General features: G+C 73.4%; 11 protein-coding genes. 9 read left to right on the forward strand and 2 right to left on the reverse strand.

All coding sequences use genetic code 11. The annotated features are described in order from the left end of the window. Window positions 1–57 precede the first annotated feature (57 nt). The 5 genes from B0I32_RS10510 to B0I32_RS10530 all read left to right on the forward strand — a co-directional run bounded on the left by B0I32_RS10510 (window position 58) and on the right by B0I32_RS10530 (window position 11,484). Window positions 58–2,193: an alkaline phosphatase family protein gene (locus B0I32_RS10510; protein ID WP_146178122.1), complete on the forward strand. Its 2,136-nt coding sequence runs from the start codon at window positions 58–60 to the stop codon at window positions 2,191–2,193. A gap of 111 nt (window positions 2,194–2,304) precedes the next feature. Then, complete coding sequence (locus B0I32_RS10515; RefSeq protein WP_245955736.1) at window positions 2,305–5,721, forward strand: phosphodiester glycosidase family protein; 3,417 nt, start codon at window positions 2,305–2,307, stop codon at window positions 5,719–5,721. A 141-nt stretch (window positions 5,722–5,862) separates the two neighbouring features. Further along, window positions 5,863–7,017, forward strand: a complete 1,155-nt coding sequence (locus tag B0I32_RS10520; RefSeq protein WP_106237248.1) for an amidohydrolase family protein — start codon at window positions 5,863–5,865, stop codon at window positions 7,015–7,017. A 187-nt stretch (window positions 7,018–7,204) separates the two neighbouring features. Beyond that, window positions 7,205–8,539, forward strand: coding sequence for a M20 metallopeptidase family protein (locus B0I32_RS10525; RefSeq protein WP_245955783.1), 1,335 nt, complete (start codon window positions 7,205–7,207; stop codon window positions 8,537–8,539). Between the two features lie 62 nt (window positions 8,540–8,601). Further along, window positions 8,602–11,484 (forward strand): glycoside hydrolase family 2 TIM barrel-domain containing protein, encoded by a 2,883-nt coding sequence (locus B0I32_RS10530; RefSeq protein WP_106237251.1) that lies wholly within the window; start codon window positions 8,602–8,604, stop codon window positions 11,482–11,484. A gap of 213 nt (window positions 11,485–11,697) precedes the next feature. Here B0I32_RS10530 and tuf read toward each other — a convergent pair whose 3' ends face one another. Together tuf and B0I32_RS10540 are read right to left on the reverse strand one after the other, a co-directional pair. Further along, window positions 11,698–12,906, reverse strand: coding sequence for an elongation factor Tu (gene tuf / locus B0I32_RS10535; RefSeq protein ID WP_106237253.1), 1,209 nt, complete (start codon window positions 12,904–12,906; stop codon window positions 11,698–11,700). 226 nt (window positions 12,907–13,132) lie between these two features. Further along, on the reverse strand, window positions 13,133–14,428 hold the full coding sequence (locus B0I32_RS10540) for a UDP-glucose dehydrogenase family protein (RefSeq protein ID WP_106237255.1): 1,296 nt from the start codon (window positions 14,426–14,428) through the stop codon (window positions 13,133–13,135). Window positions 14,429–14,674: 246 nt separating this feature from the next. On the opposite strand from B0I32_RS10540, the gene B0I32_RS10545 reads away from it, so the two are divergent. From B0I32_RS10545 to B0I32_RS10560, 4 genes are all read left to right on the forward strand, one after another. Next, window positions 14,675–16,558: a S9 family peptidase gene (locus tag B0I32_RS10545; RefSeq protein WP_106237258.1), complete on the forward strand. Its 1,884-nt coding sequence runs from the start codon at window positions 14,675–14,677 to the stop codon at window positions 16,556–16,558. Next, window positions 16,522–17,832 (forward strand): serine hydrolase domain-containing protein, encoded by a 1,311-nt coding sequence (locus B0I32_RS10550; RefSeq protein WP_245955737.1) that lies wholly within the window; start codon window positions 16,522–16,524, stop codon window positions 17,830–17,832. Before B0I32_RS10545 ends, B0I32_RS10550 begins: the two co-directional genes overlap by 37 nt. A gap of 34 nt (window positions 17,833–17,866) precedes the next feature. Further along, a complete protein-coding gene (locus B0I32_RS10555; protein WP_106237264.1) occupies window positions 17,867–19,456 on the forward strand; it encodes a PucR family transcriptional regulator in 1,590 nt (529 codons plus the stop codon). A gap of 92 nt (window positions 19,457–19,548) precedes the next feature. Next, window positions 19,549–21,132: an ABC transporter substrate-binding protein gene (locus B0I32_RS10560; protein ID WP_106237266.1), complete on the forward strand. Its 1,584-nt coding sequence runs from the start codon at window positions 19,549–19,551 to the stop codon at window positions 21,130–21,132.

A 21,132-nucleotide genomic window follows, 5' to 3' on the forward strand; every position in this document is an offset into this window, starting at 1 on the left:
CCGAGTCGATCAGCCAGGTCCGGATGGGGGCTAACGGTGAGGTGGGTGCTGTTATTGGTGCTGTTTTCCCCGTTGTGGTGGTCGGCTCCGGCCGTCGCTTCCACGGAGGGGAACACGCCCGCGCGGGAGGTGCCCGCGAGCCGCTCCGAGGCCGGGGGACGGGTGGCCTTCATCGGGGTGCCGGGGCTGCTGTGGGACGACATCGACCCGCGTGACACGCCGCGCCTGTGGGAGCTGGCCGGGCAGAGCGGGCTCGGCTCCCTGTCGGTCAAGGCCGTCGGCACCGTGACGTGCCCGTACGACGGATGGCTGAGCGTGTCGGCGGGAGTGCGCTCGGCCGTCGGGCACCGCTGCGGGCTGCCGCCCGAGCCGGTCGTCCAGGGCGCGGGCGCGCTCGTGCGCGAGGTGCCCGAGCTGCACGCCCTGCGTGACGGCGCGTTCGCCGGCACGCTCGGCTCCGCCGTGCACGCGGCGGGCAAGTGCACCGCCGCCGTGGGCCGGGGCGCCGCGCTGATGCTCGCCGACCGGGAGGGCAAGGTCGACCTGTACGCCGCCGACCCGGCCGGCCTGGCCGACTGGTCGCGCTGCCCGGTGCTGGCCGTGGACGTGCCCGCGCTCATCGAGCCGTACCTGCGCGACGACAGGCTGTCGCAGGAGCCCGAGGCCATCGCGCCCGAGCAGCGGCGCGAGCTGGCCCGCCGGGCCGACGCCCAGGTGGGCGCGGCGCTGGACCGGCTGCCCGCCGGCACCGAGATCGTGCTGGCCGGGGTCGGCGACCACGGCTCCGTGCCGCACCTGCGGGTCACCATGTGGAAGCGCGCCGGCACGGAGGCGGTCGCCGGCGTGGCGGGCCCCGCCGTCGGGGCCAACTCCACCCGGCGCGGCGACATCGTCGTGCTGCCCGACATCACGCCCACCATCCTGCACGCGGCCGGCGTCGCGGTGCCGGACACCGTGCTCGGCGTGCCGTGGCGGCTCGGTCCGGCCACCACCCCTGACGACCTGGCCAGGGACGACATGGCCGGGGTGAGCGTGCGCGGCACGACGGGCGTCTTCTTCACCGCCTTCGCCACCGTCACGGTCGCCTTCTACGCGCTGGCCTACTTCCTGCTCACCCGGCGCAGGCGGCACGGCCTGGTCGGCGCCGCCGCGATCGTGCTGGCCGCGATGCCGGTCTCCACCTACGCGGTCAACCTGCTGCCGTGGGACCGCAGCCCGTACGTGGTGGTGACGCTGATCGGCGGCGTGCTGGCTTCCACGGCGCTGATCGCCGCCGTGGCCCTGCTCGGCCCGTGGCGGCGCGACCCGCTCGGGCCGCCCGCGACGGTGGCCGCGATCACCGCCGCGGTGCTCGTGTTCGACCTGCTGACCGGGACGACGCTGCAGTTCAACAGCCTCATGGGCTACACCGCCGTGGTCGGCGGGCGCTACTACGGGCTGGCGAACATCCCGTTCGCGCTGCTGTCCACCGCCGTGCTCATGGGCACCGCCATCGCCGCCCAGTACCTCGTGCGCGCCGGGCACAAGCGGGCCGCCGTCGGCGGGGTGGTCACGCTGGGCGTGGTCGCGATGCTGCTGGCAGGCTGGCCCGGCGTGGGCAGCGACTTCGGCGGCGTGATCGCGTTCGTGCCGGGCATCGCCGTCACCGCGCTGCTCATCGCGGGCAAGAAGGTGTCGGTGCTGAAGCTGGCCGGGTTCTGCGTGCTGGGCGGGGTGGCGGTGTCGATCATCGCCGTGCTCGACCACCTGCGGCCGCCCGCCGCGCAGACGCACCTGGGCCGGTTCGTGGGGCAGGTGATCGACGGCACTTTCCTGCCGATGATCGCGCGCAAGCTGGGCGCGATGCTGAACACCCTGCTCTCGCCCAACCTCATGCCGATCGTGCTCGCCGGGCTGGCGTTCCTGATCTTCGCGATCATGCGGCCGGGGAAGATCAGCGCGGGCGTGGTGCCCAGGGCGTTCGCGCGGTGGCCGATGTTGCGCGCCGGGCTGGTCGGCGCGCTGGTCAGCGGCGTCGTGGGCATGCTGGTCAACGACTCGGGCACCGCCGTGCTGTCGATGGTGGTGGCCCTGGCCGTGCCGCTGGTGCTGCACGCCGGCGTGCGGGTCCCGGGCGAGGAGGAGGAACCGGAGGTCGTCGTCCCGCTGGAGGAGCCGGGGCGCCGCGACGACGTCCTCGCCGGCGAGGTCTGAGCGCTCGTACGGGCCGGGGAGAGGCGTTCCCGGCCCGTACAAGATCTGAAATTTTCTTTTAGTTCATGCTGAAGCCTTGAAAGTTATAACCACGAGCGATTGAGTTCGGTCGTGCAGACCCTCCGATTGCTGGCCGCCGCCGCGCTCGTGTTAGGCCCCATGGCCCTCGTCGCGCCCGCGCAGGCCGAACCCGCTCCCCCCGCAGAGGACGCGCTCGACGCGTCGTCCTACCCGGCGCCCTCCACGCTCCTCACCCGGGCCGCTCCCGGCCAGAAACAGGGCCAGGCGCGGCTGGTGACGGACCAGCGGACCCGGCCGGTCGCGCCGGGCATCTCGCTCACCTCGTTCGACACCTACGACGCGCTCGGCTGGCTGCGCGCGGACGCCGTCACCGCCGAGCTCGGCGGCAAGCCGGGCGTCAAGGCCGACTACGTCTTCTCCGGCGAGGTGAGCAAGACCGAGCCGCTGTCCGGGCCGGTCAAGCGCTCGCGCGCCGTGGCCGCCGTCAACGGCGACTTCTTCGACATCAACAACTCCGGCGCCGCCCAGGGCATCGGCGTGCAGAACGGCGCGCTGATCCAGTCGCCGGTGGCCGGGCACGAGAACGCGGTGGCCGTCGGCGGCGACGGCGTCGGCCGCGTGCTGAAGATGTACTTCGAAGGCAGCGCCACCCCCGCAGGCGGCGCGCCGATCGCGCTCACCCAGTTCAACCAGATCGTGCAGAGCGGCGGCGTCGGGCTGTTCACGCCCTTGTGGGGCTCCTACAACCGGGCCCGCGCCGTCGAGGGCGCCACGTCCGTCGCCGAGGTCGTGCTGGTGGACGGCGTCGTCACCGAGGTACGCAGCTCCGCCGGCACCGGTCCCATCCCCGCAGGTACCACGATCCTGCTCGGCCGCGACGCCGGGGCCGCCGCGCTGTCCGCGCTGAGGACAGGTGACCGGGTCGACGTGCGCTACCGGCCCAAGCCGTCGGCCGGGGGCGAGGTCAAGGCCGCCGTGGGCGGCAACTGGGTGCTGGTCAAGGACGGGGTCGTGCAGAACTCCGCCGACCAGGCCGCGCACCCGCGTACCGCCGTGGGGTTCTCCGCCGACGGCAGGAAGATGTACCTGCTGACCGTGGACGGCCGCCAGGCCGACAGCCGCGGCGTCACGCTGAACGAGCTGGCCGCGATGATGGCCGACCTCGGCGCCGCGAACGCGCTCAACCTCGACGGCGGCGGCTCCTCAACCATGCTGGCCCGCGAGCCCGGATCGGCCGACGTCCAGGTGGAGAACAGCCCCTCCGACGGCGGCGAGCGGCACGTCCCCAACGGCCTCGCGCTCTACGCGCCCGAGGGCAGCGGCAAGCTGAAGGGCTACTGGCTGGAGACCGCGAGCGACCCGGCCAGGGCGCCCGGCGTCGGGCCGGTCGCGGGCGGGCGTCCCGACCGCGTCTTCCCCGGCCTCACCAGGCGGCTGCGCGCGGCCGGCTACGACGAGACGTACGGCCCCGCCGCCGGCACCCCGTCCTGGCGCTCGAACCCCGCCGTGCACGGCGTCGTGCGCGACGGCAGGTTCCACGCCCTCGTGCCCGGTCAGACCACGGTCACCGCCGCGCGCGGGAGCGCTAAGGGCAGCATCGAGCTGACCGTGCTGCAGCCGCTGGAGCGGCTCGGCGCCACCGCCGACCGGCTCGGCATCGCCGGTCAGGACGAGACGGCCACGTTCGGCGTGGTCGGCTACGACCGCAACGGCAACTCCGCGCCCGTCGAGCCCGCCGACCTCAAGCTCGACTACGACAAGAGCCTGTTCGAGGTGACGGCCGCCGAGCAGGGTTACTTCACCGTCAAGGCCAAGGGCGCCACCGGCTCCGGGCTGATCACCGCCAAGGTCGGCAAGCTCACCACGGCCGTGCCGGTGACGGTCGGGTTCGAGGACAGGCCGGTTGCCGACTTCGAGGACGCCGCCTCCTGGACGTTCGCCGCCGCCCGCGCCACCGGCGACCTGTCGGCCGCGCCCGGTCAGAGCGGCGGCGGGCTGAAGCTCTCCTACGACTTCTCCACCTCCACCGCCACCCGCGCCGCCTACGCCAGCCCACCGCAGCAGATCGTGGTGGACGGGCAGCCGCAGGCGTTCGGCATGTGGATCAACTCCACCGGCAAGGGGGAGTGGCCGAGCCTCGAGTTCTACGACGCGCTCGGGCAGTCGCAGATCCTGCGCGGGCCGTACATGACGTGGACCGGCTGGAAGTTCGTCGAGTTCACCGTGCCGCCCGGCGTCACCTACCCGCTCAAGCTGCGCCGCTTCTACGTGGCCGAGACCAAGGCCGACGTCGCCTACACCAACGAGATCCTCATCGACGGCCTGGTCGCCAAGGTGCCGCCGTCGGTCGAGACCCCGGCCACGCCCAAGGTGACCGATCCGGTGGTCGAGGCCGAGGTGGCGAAGATGCCGTGGCGCTTCGCGGTCATGTCGGACGCCCAGTTCGTGGCGAGGGAGCCGGACAGCGACATCGTGAAGAACGCCCGCCGCACGCTGCGCGAGATCAAGGCGGCCAAGCCGGACTTCCTGCTGATCAACGGTGACCTGGTGGACGAGGCGTCGCCCGAGGACTTCGCGCTGGCGAAGCGGATCCTCGACGAAGAGCTCGGCGGAACGGTGAAATATCACTACATCCCGGGCAACCATGAGGTCATGGGCGGCAAGATCGACAACTTCCAGGCCGTCTTCGGCGACACGTACGGGACCTTCGACCACAAGGGCACCCGCTTCATCACCCTGGACACCTCCCGCCTCAACCTCAGGGGCGGCGGCTACGACCAGGTGGCGCTGCTCCGCGCCAAACTCGACCAGGCGGCGAAGGACGCCTCGATCGGGTCGGTCACCGTGCTGTTCCACGTGCCGCCGCGCGACCCGACGCCCGGCAAGGGCAGCCAGCTCGGCGACCGCAAGGAGGCCGCGCTGGTCGAGGGCTGGCTGGCCGACTTCCAGCGCACCACCGGCAAGGGGGCGGCGTTCATCGGGGCGCACGTGGGCACCTTCCACGCCTCCCGCGTGGACGCGGTGCCGTACTTCATCAACGGCAACTCCGGCAAGAACCCCGCCACCGCCCCCGACGACGGGGGGTTCACCGGCTGGTCTCTGTGGGGTGTGGACCCGGTGACGCGGGCCGAGGCCGAGCACGTCAGGCGCAACTGGTTCGCCGACGCGCCCGACTGGATCGGCACGCAGGTCCGCCCGCACGTGGACGAGCTCACGCTGACGGCCCCCGCCACGGTCGCCGTCGGTAGGCCCGCCACGGCGACGGCCTCGCTCGCCCAGGGCACGAGGACGGTGCCGGCCGCGTACCCGGTGTCGGCCGGCTGGTCCGGCTCGCCGAACCTGCACGTCGGCCCGCGCGAGACGGCCAAGCCCTGGCACGTGGCGGTGCTCGACCCGGACACCGGCACGCTGACGGCACTGCGGGCCGGCCGGGTGACGGTGGCCGTCACGGTCAGCGGCGTCACCCGGCAGGCGACCGTGACGACGACCGCCAAGGCCGCCGCCTGACGCCCGCACTTCCGGGCCCCGCGGGACGGTCGCCGTCCCGTGGGGCCTTTGTGCGTGATGGGCCTGTGTGTGCGATGGGCGGGTCGCGGGCAGGGGGCGAGGGTACGGGATCGTGCGACCGCCAGACGGGAGGAACCCCAGATGTCCGCTGAGCTCGATCTCGTGCCCGCCGCGCTCACCCAGGCCATCGACGAGCTGCCCCTGGTGGACCACCACGTGCACGGGGCGACCTCGCACGACCTGTCCCGCACGGCGTTCGAGGAACTCATCACCGAGTCCGACCGCCCCGTGCCGGAGTGGACCACCCAGTTCGACTCCCAGGTCGGGTTCGCCGTCCTGCGCCACTGCGCGCCCGTGCTCGGCCTCGAACCCTTCTGCACGCCGGAGGAGTACCTGGCCCGGCGCGCCCGGCTCGGCGCGGGCGAGGTCAACCGGCGGCTGCTCGGCGCCAGCGGGATCAGGCACTTCCTGGTCGAGACCGGCTACCGCGGCGACGAACTGCTCGGCCCTTCGGGGATGGCGGAGGCGAGCGGGGCGCCCGCCGACGAGGTGGTGCGGCTGGAACAGGTGGCCGAGCGGGTGGCCTCGCTCGGGTGCGCGGCGGACGCGTTCGCCGACCGGTTCGGGCGGGCGCTGGACGAGCGCGCCCGTACGGCGCGCGGGCTCAAGAGCGTCGCCGCCTACCGGTGCGGCCTCGACTTCGACCCCGCGCCGCCGTCACCCGCCGAGGTGACCCTGGCCGCGGGGCGATGGCTGGACTCCGGTGGCGGGCGGCTGAGCGATCCGGTGCTGGTGCGGCACCTCATCTGGGCCGGGCTGGAACGGGGGCTGCCGCTGCAGTTCCACATCGGCTACGGCGACCCTGACGTGGACCTGCGGCGGGCCGATCCGCTGCTGCTGCGCGGGCTGATCGAACTGGCCGAGCCCACCGGGGTGCCGCTGGTGCTGCTGCACTGTTATCCGTACCAGCGGCACGCGGGGTTCCTGGCGCAGGCGTACCCGAACGTGTTCTTCGACGTCGGCCTCGGGGTGAGCTACACGGGGGCGCGCAGTGCGGCGCTGGTGGCGGAGAGCCTGGAGGTGGCGCCGTTCGCCAAGATCCTGTTCTCCTCCGACGCCTTCGGGCCCGCCGAGCTGCACCACCTGGGGGCGTTGTTGTGGCGGCGGGCGATGGCGCGGGTCCTGGGCGGGTTCGTCGCCGACGGCGAGTGGTCGCTGGCGCAGGCGCTGCGGGTGGCCGGCATGGTGGGGGCGGGGAACGCGCGCCGTGTCTACGGGCTGGGATCCGGGGGATGAGAGAGGCGTTCGTGGTTCGGTGATTTTCGAGCGGGGGCAGTGAGTGAGTGCGAACGGCCGGAGGGCGGCCGCAGGTACGGGCAACCCGGAGACGGGCGCAGGCACGGGCGGTGGCACGGGCGGTGGCGCGACCGGCGGCCCGATCGGTGGCGCAGGAGGTGGCGCGGGTCCGGGGGCGGAGCTGCGAGTGGCGTTGCTGGAGGCGCTGGGCCGGGAACTGCCCGCCGCGGCGGCGTTGCGGCGTGAGTTGCACGCCCTGCCCAGGGTGTCCGGCCAGGAGGAGCCGACGCTGAAGCGGGTGCTCGACGCGCTGCCGGAAGGAGCCGTCGAGCAGGTGGCGGGCACCGGCGCGGTGCTGCGGATCGGCGGGGCGGGGCCGGCGGTGGGGATGCGCGGCGAGCTGGACGCGCTGCCCATCGCCGAGCAGACCGGCGTGCCGTGGGCCTCCGTCAACGGCGCCATGCACGCCTGCGGCCACGACGTCCACCTGGCCGCCGTCGTCGCCCTCGCCCGCGCCATCGCCGCCACCGGCGCCCGCGACGCACACGTACACGAGGCGCGTGCGGCCGACGCACATGCCGGCGACACGCACGCTTCCGACGCGCATGCCCGCGAGGCGCACGCGGCCGATGTGCGTGCTCGCGACGTGGGTGCGCCGGCGCCGTTGCTGGTCGTGTTGCAGCCGCGGGAGGAGACCTTTCCGTCCGGGGCGCTCGATGTCGTCGCGTCCGGGGTGCTCGGGCGGCATCGTGTGCAGGCCATGATCGGCGCGCACGTGCAGCCCGTGCTGGCCGGGGGCACGATCGCCTGCGCTCCCGGGCCGGTGAACGCCTCGTCGGACGAGTTCAGGGTGACCGTCAGGGGAGCCGAGGGGCACGCCGCCTACCCGCATCTGACCCGGGACCCGGTGCTGGCCATGGCGCAGGTGATCGTGGCGGCGCAGCAGCTCGTCAGCCGGGTCGCCGACCCCATGGTGCCGACCGTGGTCACGTTCGGGACGGTGAACGCGGGCAGCACGCCCAACGCCGTCCCCGGCGAGGCCGTGGCCAGAGGCACGCTGCGGACCATGTCCCGCAAGTGGCGCGAGCGGCTGCACGAGCGGTTCGCCCAGGTGGTGGAGGACACGGCGCGGGCGTACGGATGCGTGGCCGAGGTCGAGATCCTGCCCGGCGAGCCGATCCTGGTCAACGACCGGGCGCTGGCCGTACGGGCGGGGGAGCGGCTGCGGGAGCAGGGGTGGACGGTCGACGACGAACTGCGCTCGTGCGGGGCCGACGACTTCGCGCGTTACGGCGAGGTGGCGCCGTCGCTGATGATGTTCGTGGGCGTGGACACCGCGGCCGGGCTGCACAGCCCCGGTTTCCTGCCGGACGACGACGCCGTGGGCGCGGTCGCCGAGGCCCTGCTGGCCGGCTACCTCGCCGCCTCCCCACCGGGCACCGGCGGGCGCTCATCGGAGCTCGGGGAGGCGGTGTCCTCCCACCGCGGTAGCGGGCGGGTCGCGGGGCCGTTCGAGGGGTGATCGGTTACGGACGAAGACCTCAACGCTGACGAAACCCGGTCGAACCTCTAGGCTCGGCCGAGATGGACCTCGAAACTTTCTCCCCTGGTTCGGGCCGCCTCGAACCCCGGGCAGCCCTCCGTACAGACGCCCCTTCCGTCGATCTCAACGGGACGTGGCGCTTCCGCCTGTCGCCGACCGCGAACGTCCCCGAGGACTTCGCCGGGCCCGACTACGACGACTCGGGCTGGGACGACCTGCCCGTGCCGTCCCACTGGGTGCTGCACGGTCACGGCGCGCCCGCCTACACCAACGTCGTCTACCCGATCCCCGTCGACCCGCCGCGGGTGCCCGACGAGAACCCCACGGGCGACTACCGCCGCGTCTTCGACCTGCCCGAGGGCTGGACCGGCGGGCGGCTGCGGTTCGAGGGCGCGGAGTCCTTCGCCCGCGTCTGGCTGAACGGCCACGAGCTGGGCTTCTCGACCGGCAGCCGGCTGCCCGTCGAGTACGACGCCGGCCCCTACCTGCGTCCCGGCCGCAACGTGCTGGCCGTGCGCGTGCACCAGTGGTCGGCCGCCACGTACCTGGAGGACCAGGACATGTGGTGGCTGCCCGGCATCTTCCGCGACGTCACGCTCACCCGTTCGGCCGCCGACGTCTTCGTGCGCGCCTCCTACGCGGCGGACGGACGCGGCACGCTGAGCTTCGACGGCCCCGGCACGCTCAGCGTCCCCGAACTCGGCGTCGAGAACCTCGAACCGGGCACCGAGATCACGGTCGGCGTCCGGCCGTGGACGGCCGAGACCCCGCACCTGTACGACGCCGTGGTGACCTGCCCCGGCGAGACCGTACGGCTGCGCGTCGGCTTCCGCAGCATCTCCATCGAGGACGGCGTGCTCCTGGTCAACGGCCGTCCGCTGCTGCTCAAGGGCGTCAACCGGCACGAGTTCCACCCGGAGCACGGGCGCGCGGTGCCGTACGAGACGATGCGCGAGGACGTGCTGCTGATGAAGCGGCACAACGTCAACGCGGTCAGGACCAGCCACTACCCGCCGCACCCCGACTTCCTGGACCTGTGCGACGAGCTGGGCCTGTGGGTGATCGACGAGTGCGACCTGGAGACGCACGGCTTCGGCGGGTTCGGCTGGCGCGGCAACCCCACCGACGACCCGCGCTACGAGGACGCGCTGCTCGACCGCATGCGCCGGATGGTCGAACGCGACAAGAACCACCCCAGCGTCATCATGTGGTCGCTCGGCAACGAGGCCGGCGTCGGCCGCAACCTGGCCGTCATGGCGGGCTGGACGCGTGAGCGCGACCCGTCCAGGCCGCTGCACTACGAGGGCGACCGGTCGTGCTCGCACACCGACGTCTACTCCCGCATGTACGCCTCGCACGCCGAGGTCGAGGCCATCGGCCGGCGTGAGGAGGACCCGCTCGACGATCCGGAGCTGGACGCGCGGCGGCGGCAGCTGCCGTTCCTGCAGTGCGAGTACGCCCACGCCATGGGCAACGGGCCCGGCGGGCTGGCCGAGTACCAGGAGCTGTTCGAACGCTATCCGCGGCTGGCCGGCGGGTTCATCTGGGAGTGGATCGATCACGGGCTGGCGCACCCCGAGCACGGGTACGCCTACGGCGGCGACTACGGCGAGCCCGTGCACGACGGGAACTTCGTCATCGACGGTCTCGTGTTCCCCGACCGGACGCCGTCCCCCGGGCTGATCGACCTGAAGAAGGTGTTCGAACCGGTCAAATTCGAGTTCGGCGACGGGGTCGTCCGGGTCGTCAACGGCCATGGATTCACCGACCTGTCCCACCTGCGGTTCGTGGCCGTCGTGCAGGTCGAGGGGGAGACCGTCGCCGAGCACCGCCTCGACGTGCCCGCGGCGGGCGGCGAGTGCAAGCTGCCCGGCTTCCCGGACCGGCCGGGCGGTGAGCGGTGGCTGACCGTGCGCGCCGAGCTGGCCGCGGACGAGCCGTGGGCGCCGGCCGGGCACGAGGTGGCCTGGGGGCAGGCGCTGCTGACACTGCACGATCCCGCGCCGAACGAGCTCCTCACCTCCTTCACCCGCGCCGCCACCGAGCCGGCCGACGGCGCCGGGGTGAGCGACGGCGAGGCCGGTCAGGACGGCGGGTCGCGTGACGGCGTCGGCCTGCGGTACGGCGGAGGCGCGGGCGCCCGGGATGAGCTGATCGCGGGGGACAGCGCGTTCGACGCGGCCACCGGGCGGCTCGTGCGGCTGTTCGGTACGGAGGTGGACGGGCCCCGGCTCGACCTGTGGCGGGCCCCGACCGACAACGACCGGGCCGACGGCCTGGCGGACAAGTGGCACCGGCTCGGCCTGCACCGCCTCACCCACCGGGTGGAGGAGATCACCGCGGGCGAGGAGCTGGTCGTGCGCACCCGGGTCGCGCCGGCGGCGACGAACCTGGGGATGCTGGCCACGTACCGGTGGACGTTCGACGGCGGCCTGCGGCTCGTCCTCGACATCGAGCCGGAGGGCGACTGGCGCGACCCGGTCGCCCGGATCGGGGTGACGATGACGCTGCCCGGCTCCGCGGTGGACCGGGTGACGTGGTTCGGGCCTGGGCCGGGGGAGGCGTACCCGGACACGGGCATGTCGGCCCGGGTCGGCCGGTGGTCGGCCACGCTCGAGGAGCTGCAGACGCCGTACGTGCGCCCGCAGGAGAACGGGCACCGCGCCGACGTGCGGTGGGCCGAGCTCGGCGGGATCCGGGTGTCCGGCGAGCCCGTGTTCGGGCTGACCGCGCGCCGCTGGAGCGCCGCCGAGCTGGCCGCCGCCCGGCACCTGCCCGACCTGGTGGCGGGTGACCGGCTCCACCTCCACCTCGACCTCGCCCACCAGGGCATCGGCACGGCCACCTGCGGCCCGCGCCCGCTGCCCGCCTACGATCTGCTGGCCCGCCGCACCACCCTCCGCCTCCGCTTCGACCGCGCTTGACGCCCGGCCGTCCCCCGTCACGGAAAGACCGGGCGGGCCAGGCACGCGCGGTGACAGTTCGGGCCCGCGCCCGACATGAAGCGGCCGGGCCCCGTACGACGGGACCCGGCCGCTGACGGTGGCCTCCGCACGTGAAGCGCGGAGGCCACGGAGGTGGGCCGATGCCCCGGTAGCGCGAGACGACCGGGGCAGCGCACCCGCCGGCACCAGGCGTCAGGCGACCTCCGCCGGGGCGGAGGGCCGGACGATCTCGGCCGGGGCGGCGAGGACGGTGCCGGCGCCGACCGTGAGGCCGCCCTCGCGGATCGCGAAGCCGAGCCCCGCCTCCAGCGCCACCGCCTTGCCCAGCTCGACCGCCACCTCCACCGTCTCGCCCGGCCGGGCGACGACGCCGGCGGGCAGGACGAGCTCACCCGGCACGTCCGTCGTGCGCAGGTAGAACTGCGGCCGGTAGCCGGTCGCGATCGGCCGCCGCCGTCCGCCCTCCTCCGGCGTGAGGAGGTAGACGCGGGCGGTGAACGAGCCGAGGGCCCGCTGGCTGCCGGGCGCGGCCAGCACCATGCCCCTGCGCACCTGGTCCCTGCGGACCCCGCGCAGCAGCACGGCGGCGTTGTCGCCGGCCTCGCCCCGCTCCATCGTCTTGCCGAACGTCTCGACGCCCGTCACGACGGCGGAGAACCCGTCGCCGAACCCGATCGCCTCGACCGTGTCGCCGACCCGCACCGTGCCGCGCTCGATGGCGCCGGTGACGACCGTGCCGCGGCCGGTGACCGTCAGCACGTTCTCGACCGGCATCAGGAACGGCGCGTCCACGTACCGCACGGGCACGGGGATGTGCTCATCCACCGCCCGCAGCAGCTCGTCGATCGACGCCGTCCAGGCGGGGTCGCCCTCGAGCGCCCGCAGCCCGGACACCCGGACCATCGGGACGTCGCGGTAGCCGTGCTCGGCGAGCAGCTCCTGCAGCTCCAGCTCGACCAGGTCGATCAGCTCCGGGTCGGCGCCGTCGGCCTTGTTGACCGCCACGACCAGGTGCTCGACGCCGACCCGCTTGGCGAGCAGCACGTGCTCCCTGGTCTGCGGCATGATGCCGTCGTGCGCGGACACGACGAGGATCGCGCCGTCGAGCTGCGCCGCCCCCGTGATCATGTTCTTCACGTAGTCGGCGTGGCCCGGCATGTCCACGTGGGCGTAGTGCCTGGTGGCGGTCTCGTACTCGACGTGCGAGATGTTGATCGTGATCCCCCTGGAGGCCTCCTCCGGGGTACGGTCGATCCGCTCGAACGGCGTGTACGTGGCCTGCCCGCGCCCGGCCAGCACCTTCGTGATGGCGGCGGTCAGCGTGGTCTTGCCGTGGTCGACGTGGCCCATCGTGCCGATGTTGAGATGCGGCTTGTTGCGTACGTAGGCCTGCTTGGCCATGGTTCCTTCCCTCGAAACCTGGAGTTTTCGCCGTGACCCGTCATGGGCCGGTCAACCTCTCCCCGCCGGGTCACGTGGACGTACGGGAAGAGGTCAGCGCTCCAGGCCGTCGCAGGCACGCCCGAGCGCGCCCGGCAGTGCGGGCGTCGCGAGGTGAGCGTGCTGGAACATGAGGAACATAGTGCGGGCTTCAGCACCGCGCCGCAACGGTTTATTCCAGGAGCGGTTAGGGCCTTCCGACGCTCATGTACGTGTAGCCGAGCGCCCGCATCGCCGCCGGATCGAACAGGTTGCGGCCGTCGTAGAGCACGGGACGGCGCATGACCGACGCCGCGCCCGCCCAGTCGACCTCCTTCAGCTGCGGCCACTCGGTGACCACGATCGCCGCGTCGGCCCCCGCGAGGGCCAGCTCCGGCGTCGGGTGCCGGGTCGTCGAGCTCCACGGCTCCACGCCGGCCGGGCGCGCCATCGGGTCCCAGGTCCGCACCTCGGCGCCCTCGGCCAGCAGCCGGGCGGCCAGCACGGTGCTGGGCGCCTCGCGCATGTCGTCGGTGCCGGGCTTGAACGTCAGGCCGAGCAGCGCCACCCGCATGCCCGCCAGTGTGCCCAGCTCGTCGTGGAGTTTCTGCACGGCCCGGCGCTTCTGCAGGTTGTTGACGTCGATGACGGCCGACAGGAGCTGCAGGTGGTAGCCGGTGTTGCTGGCGAGCTGGCGCAGCGCCTCGGAGTCCTTGGGGAAGCAGGAGCCGCCCCAGCCGATGCCGGGACGCAGGAAGTGGGGGCCGAGGCGGTGGTCGAGGCCGACGGCGCGGGCGACCTCCTCGACGTCGGCGCCGGTCTTCTCGCACAGGGTGGCGATCTCGTTGATGAAGCTGATCTTCGTGGCGAGCAGCGCGTTGGAGGCCAGCTTGACCATCTCGGCCGAACGCACGTCCATCACCACGACCGGGCCGTCGACGCCGTCGTGCAGGTCGGTGATCAGGGCGGCGGTGGCCTCGTCGGCCGAGCCGATGACGATGCGGTCGGGCTTGAGGAAGTCGGTGACCGCCCGGCCCTCGGCGGTGAACTCGGGGTTGGCGGCGTAGCCGACGTGCGCCAGGCCCGCCGCGTCGAGCGCGGCCCGCACGCGCGCGCCCGTGCCCACCGGGACGGTCGACTTCACCACGACGGCCTTGAGGTGCGCCGCGCCCTCCAGCGACTTCACCACCGCCCAGAGCCGGGACAGGTCGGCGTCGCCGGAGGCCGAGGGCGGGGTGTCCACGCACACGTAGGCGATCTCGGCGCCGTCGAGCGTCTCGGCCAGGTCGAGGGTGAAGGTCAGCCGCTCCTTGTTCCTGGCGATCATGTCGCCCAGGCCCGGCTCGTAGATCGGCACGTCGCCGGCCCGCAGCAGGGCGACCTTGTCCGGATCGATGTCGCGGACCACCACCCGGTGGCCGAGCTCGGCGAGGCAGGCGCCGGTGACCAGACCGATGTATCCGGCGCCGAACACGGCGACGTGGCGTTCCGGCTTGCCGACCATGGCTGACCATCCATTCTCGCGGGCGTCAGGGGCGCGCCCGCCGTTCGGGGGAGAGAGGTGCCGAAACCGGCGCGGGATCTTCACTTTAACGTTGGCCTTCACATTCTCCCCGACCAGCCGTCACGTCCTGTACGCGAGCCCCGCCACCGGAGTCCGCGCACCCGGTTGGCGGTGAGCACAACGGGGGCGGCCCTGTTCGTCGCGCACGCCGAAGCAGGCGGCTGAACGGTGGCCTACGGTTCGGATATGCCACGACTCGCCCTGGAGGACCTGCACCGTTTCGCCGTACCCTCCGATCCCGCGCTGCGCCCCGACGGCGGCGCGGTCGCGTACACGCTGACCACCGTCGACCGGGACGGCGACGAGAACCGCTCGGAGATCTGGCTCGTCTCCTGCGACGACCCAGGCGCGCAGCCGCGCCGCCTGGCCGCGGGCAGCTCGCCCCGCTGGTCGCCGGACGGCCGCACGCTCGCGTTCCTGCGCCCGGCCGGCGGCGGCGCGGCCCAGCTCCACCTGCTGCCCATGGACGGCGGCGAGCCCTCCGTCCTGACCTCGGCCGCGCTCGGCGCGGGGGCGGCGTGCTGGTCGCCCGACGGCACCCGGATCGCCTACTCGGGCCCGGCGGGGCCGGGCGGGCAGGCGCCCGACCCGAACGCCCCCGTCGTCGCCGACCGGCTCGACCACAAGGCCGACGGGGCCGGGCTGCTGCGCGGCGTCACCACGCAGCTGTTCGTGGTGGACGTCGCCTCCGGCGAGTCCGCGCAGGTCACCGAGGGCGACTTCCACGCGGGAGAGCCGTCGTGGGCGCCGGACGGCGGCCGCCTGGCGTTCGTGGCCGACATGGAGCCCGACCGCGACCTGGAGTACGGCGGCGCGGTGTACCTCGTGCCGCCCGAGGGCGGCGTGCCCGAGCGGCTGACCGACCCCGGGATCATCTGCGCCGGCGTGTGGTGGCTCGGCGACCGCCTGCTGATCGCCGGGATGAAGGGCGAGCTCGTCGGGCACGTCCGGCTCTACACGCTCGACCCCGGCGGCGACGGCGGCGTGGCCGAGGTGGAGACGGGGCTCGACCGCAACGTCATGCTCGGCCACCCCGGCTATCCCGGCGCCACCCCGGCGCTGCTCGGCGGCGAGCTGGTCTTCTGCGTCCGCGACCGCGGCTGCTCCCACCTCTACCAGGCGCCAGGCCGCCGGCTCGTGCCGGAGGAGGTGAGCGTGTCCGGGGCGAGCGTGGCCGCGGGGCGGATCGCGTACGTGGCCGCCGATCCGCGCACCGCGGGCGAGGTCTTCCTGCTGGAGCCCGGCGGGGGCGAGCCGCGCCGGCTCACCGGTCACGCCCTGCCGGACGCGGAGCCGTACACGCCGGTCCGGCGCACCTTCACCGCGCCCGACGGCACCGAGGTCGAGGGCTTCGTCCTGCGCGACGAGAACGCCACCACCCCGGGCCCGCTGCTGCTGGACGTCCACGGCGGCCCGCACAACGCCTGGGCCCCCGTGCTCGACGGCTTCCACCTCTACCACCACGTCCTGGCGGCGCGCGGCTGGACCGTGCTGGCGCTCAACCCGCGCGGCAGCGACGGCTACGGCGAGGCGTTCTACACCGCCGCCGTCGGCGCGTGGGGCCTGGCCGACACCCAGGACTTCCTGGCCGCGATCGACGACCTGGTGGCCGACGGCGTCGCCGACCCCGAGCGGCTGGCCGTCACCGGCTACAGCTACGGCGGCTACATGACGTGCTGGCTGACCGGCGCCACCGACCGGTTCAAGGCGGCGATCGCCGGCGGCGCCGTCACCGACCTGGCCGTCGCGGGCGGCACTTCCGACCTCGGCCACCTGATCGCGACCCAGGAATGCCCGGGCGACCTGGCCGCCCAGTCACCGTTGACCAGGGTGGGCGAGGTCACCGCGCCCACCCTCCTGCTGCACGGCGAGAACGACGACCGGTGCCCCATCGGCCAGTCGGAGCAGTGGTTCGCCGCGCTGCGCGAGCGGCGGGTGCCCGTCCGGCTCGTGCGCTACCCGGGGGCCTCCCACCTGTTCATCCTGAACGGCCGGCCCTCACACCGCTATGACTACAACGAAAGGATCCTCGCGTGGCTGGAGCAATGGGTCAGCGGCTCCCCGAGCTGATCGCCGAGTACGAGGTGCCGGGCGCGGCGCTGGCGTACCTGCACGAGGGAGAACTGCACGAGTTCGCCGCCGGCACCCTGAACAAGGCCACCGGTGTCGACGTCACCACCGACTCGCTCTTCCAGATCGGCTCGGTCACCAAGGTCTACACCGCCACCCTGATCATGCAGCAGATCGAGCAGGGCAGGCTCACCCTCGACACGCCGGTGCTGGAGGTGCTGCCCGAGTTCAAGGTGGCCGACGCCGAGGTCACCAAGAAGGTGACGATCAGGCATCTGCTCACCCACACCAGCGGCATCGACGGCGACCTGTTCCTCGACACCGGGCGCGGCGACGACTGCGTGGAGAAGTACGTCGCGGCCTGCGCCGACCTGGCCCAGAACCACCCGCTCGGCGTCACCCAGTCCTACTGCAACTCGGGCTTCAGCATCGCCGGCCGGGTGCTGGAGAAGCTGACCGGCAAGCGCTGGGACGACGTGCTGCGTGAGGGCATCGGCGAGCCGCTCGGCCTCACCCACACCTGGACCCTGCCCGAGGACGTGCTGCGCTTCCGTGCCGCCATGGGCCACGTGGACGGCGAGCCCGCCCCGGTGTGGGGGCTCATGCGCTCGGCGGGCCCGGCCGGCCTGATCTGCGCCCGCCCCGCCGACGTGGTGGCCTTCGCCAGGGCCCACCTGGAAGGCGGCCTGCTGGAGAACCCGCAGGTCATGTGGGAGCCGCAGGTGGACATCCCCAACCCGTACGCGCTCGGCCGCCACTGGGGCGTGGGCTGGATCGTGGACGAGTGGAGCGGCCAGCGCGTCATCTCCCACGGCGGCAACACCATCGGCCAGCACGCGATGCTCTGGGCCGTGCCCGGCACCGGCACCATCGCCTGCGTCACCGTCAACGGCGGCCACTCCGGCGCGTTCACCCACCGCGTGGCGACGGAGCTGTTCGCCGAGCTCGACGGCCTGTCCGTGCCGGCCACGCTGGGCCCGCCCGAGACGCCGGTCGAGGTGGACGCCTCCCGCTACGCCGGCCGTTACGAGCGCGCGGGGGCCATCCTCGACGTGTCGCTGCGCGACGGCAAGCCGTGGCTGCGGATGGAGGCCACCGGCGCGCTGGCCGAGCTGGAGAAGCCGCAGGAGTTCGAGCTCGTCCCGGTCGACGAGACGACGTTCGTGCTCAAGTCGCCCGAGGACCCGTCCTGGCTGTCCGCGGTGTTCTACGAGCTGCCCGACGGCTCCCCGTACGTGCACCTGGGCGCCCGCGCGACGCCGAAGACCGGCTGAGGCGGCCGCCCGCGCCGTGGACTATCGTGACCGGATGAAGAACCGCCCACGCGCCAGTCTCGGGCGGATCCTGCACGACCTCGGCACGACGGTGCTCGACGTGGCCGCCTCGCCCGGCTCGCTCGACGCCGAGGTGACGGGGGTGCACATCTACGACCCGCTCGACGAGCTGATCGTCCCCTCGGGGGCGATCCTGCTCGCGGTCGGCGTGCAGGGCGCGGACGACATCTGCGCCCTGCTCGCCCGGGCCCCCCACGCCACCGGCATGGTGGTCAAGCTGCCGGTGGACGTGGACGAGCGGGTGCGCGCGGCCGTGCTGGAGACCGGCGTGGCCGTGCTCGGCCTCACCCGTGCCGCCTCCTGGGCGCAGGTGGCGGCGCTGCTGCGCTCCCTGCTGGCCGAGGGCGACCTGGCCGAGCCGGGGGAGGGCGCGTACGGCGACCTGTTCTCCCTGGCCAACGCCGTCTGCGCGCTGCTGGACGCGCCCGTGACGATCGAGGACAGGTCCTCGCGGGTGCTGGCCTTCTCCGGACGCCAGGACGAGACCGACCCCGGCCGGGTGGAGACCGTGCTGGGGCTGCAGGTGCCCGAGCGCTACCTGCGCCAGCTCGACGCCCAGGGCGTCTTCAAGCGCCTCTACCAGAGCCACGAGCCGATCCACATCGAGCTCGACGACGACGACATCGTCAACCGGGCCGCGATGGCGGTGCGGGTCGGCGACGAGATCCTCGGCTCCATCTGGGCGGTCGTGCACGAGCCGCTCAGCCCGCAGCGGCAGCGCGCGCTCGCCGACGCGGCCAAGATCGTGGCGCTGCAACTCCTGCGCGAGCGGGCCGGGGCCGACACCCAGCGGCGGCTGCGCGCCGACCTGCTGTCCACCGTTTTGGCCGGCGGCGCCGACGCCGCCGAGGCGGCCGGCCGGCTGGGCATCGCCACCACCCGCCTGTGCGTGCTGGCCGCCCAGCTCGCGGGCGTGCCCGCCGACCCGGCGCAGGGCGAGAGCGACAGGCAGCGCTTCTGCGACGCGCTCGCGCTGCACGTCGCCGCCATCCATCCGAAGGCCGCGGCGGCGCTGGTCGGCTCCGTCGCGTACGCGGTGCTGCCGCTGGCCGCCGGGGGAGACGAGGAGGCGCGGGCCGTCCGCGTGGCCGAGAGCTTCCTGGCCAGGGTGGGCCCCCGCCACGCGGCCAACATCGGCGTCGGCCGCCTCGCGCTCAGCCTCGCCCAGGTCGCCAGGTCCAGGGCCGACGCCGACCGCGCCCTGCGCGTGCTGCGCGCCGGCGGCACCGCGGGTCAGGCCGCCGGATACACCGGGGTGCACTTCGAGTCGCTGCTGCTCCAGGTGGCCGACGTGGCCGCCGCCGAGGACCAGGCGCCCACCGGGCCCTACCAGCGGCTGCTCGACCACGACGCCGAACACGGCACCGAGCTGGCCGCCACGCTGGGGGCCTACCTCGACGCGTTCGGCGACGTCAACCAGGCCGCCGCCCGCGTCCACGTGCACGCCAACACCTTCCGCTACCGGCTCAAACGCCTGGTCGAGATCAGCGGGCTCGACCTGGCCGACCCCGACGCCAGGCTCACCGTGATGCTGCAGATGAGGATCTTCGGACGCCAGCACTAGCGGCCCCGGCTTTTTCGTGACCGGCCACGAAGAAGGGGCCGGGGGTGAGCGGGGAAGGTGGTGCTCTCCCCCCTCGCTCGTCTGGAGTGCCCATGAGAACACCGATAGCGGCGGCCCTCACCGCGCTCGCCCTGCTCGCGGCCGCCTGCGGAGGCACCGACGGGGGTGGCGAAGGAGGTGGCGGGCCGGCCGGGGGCGGCACGTTCACCTACGCCCTCTCGGCCGACCCCGGCGTGCTCGACCCTTCCGGGGCCGTGCTCAACGTCACCATCACCACGCTGTCCCTCGCCTACGACACCCTGGTCGGCGTCTCCAAGGACGGCAAGACCGTGCCCCTCCTGGCGGAGAAGTGGGAGGTCGAGCCGGACAAGGTCACCTTCACCCTGCGCAAGGACGCCACCTGCTCCGACGGCTCGCCGGTCACACCCGCCGACGTGGCCAAGAGCGTCAACCACATCGCCGACCCCGCCACCAAGTCGCCCATCTACGGCGTGATCGTGCCCGCCGGCATGAAGGCCGAGGCCGACGAGGCGGCCGGCACCGTGACCCTGTCGATGCCGGAGCCGTTCAGCTTCATCCTGGAGACCGCCCGGTCGCTCTACGTCGTCTGCGGCAAGGGCCACGAGGACCGCTCCCTGCTGGCCCGGGGCACCTCCGGCAGCGGCCCCTACAAGCTCACCGAGGCCGTGCCCGGCGACCACTACACGTTCAAGGCCCGCAGGGAGTACGCCTGGGGCCAGGAGGGCGGCACCGGCAAGGACATCCCGGAGAACGTGGTGGTGAAGATCATGCCGAACGAGCAGACCGCCGCCAACCTGCTCATCTCCGGCGGCCTGAACGGCGCCCTCGTCCTCGGCCCCGACCGCGCCCGCCTGGAGGCCGCCCCCGGCATCGGCAAGGTGGTCGAACCGGTCCAGAACGGCCAGTTCTTCTACCACCAGGGCGACGACAGGCCCGCCCACGACCCAGCCGTGCGCAAGGCGCTCACCCAGGCCGTCAACCTCAAGGAGCTGGCCGGGATCGCCACCAGCGGCACCGGCAAGCCCGCCACCGGCCTCGTCCTGCACCCCCGCCCCTGCCAGGGCGACTCCGTCACCGGGCACGTGCCGGCCTACGACGAGGCCGCCGCCAAGGCGGCGCTCGACGCGGCGGGCTGGAAGCCCGGCCCCGACGGCATCCGGGTCAAGGACGGCAAGCGGCTGACCCTGCGCTACCTCTACGCCACCACCAAGGGCGCCGGGACGCAGGCCGCCGCCGAGTACCTCGCCGCCGCCTGGCGCAAGGTCGGCGCCGAGGTGAAGCTGAACGGCCAGATCGACACCAAGCTCGCCGAGTCGCTCAACGCCACCCAGGACTGGGACGTCATCTGGCTGCCCATCGGCGTCACGCTGCCGAGCCAGCTCATCGGCTTCCTGTCCGGACCCGCCGCCCCCAAGGGCGCCAACTTCGCGCACCTGGCGAACAAGAAGTACGAGAAGCTCGTCGCCGAGGCCGGCCGGGTTCCCGCCACCGAGGGCTGCCCGAAGTGGCTGGAGGCGGAGTCGGCCCTGTTCGACTCGGCCGACCTGGTGCCCGTGGTCGAGCAGACCGTGCTCCAGGCCACCAAGGGCGCCACGTACCAGCAGTACGCCGGGGTGTTCGTGCCCGCCACGATCCGGCTGACCCAGGGAGGCTGA

Source organism: Nonomuraea fuscirosea, from assembly GCF_003001935.1.
Lineage (GTDB): Bacteria > Actinomycetota > Actinomycetes > Streptosporangiales > Streptosporangiaceae > Nonomuraea > Nonomuraea fuscirosea.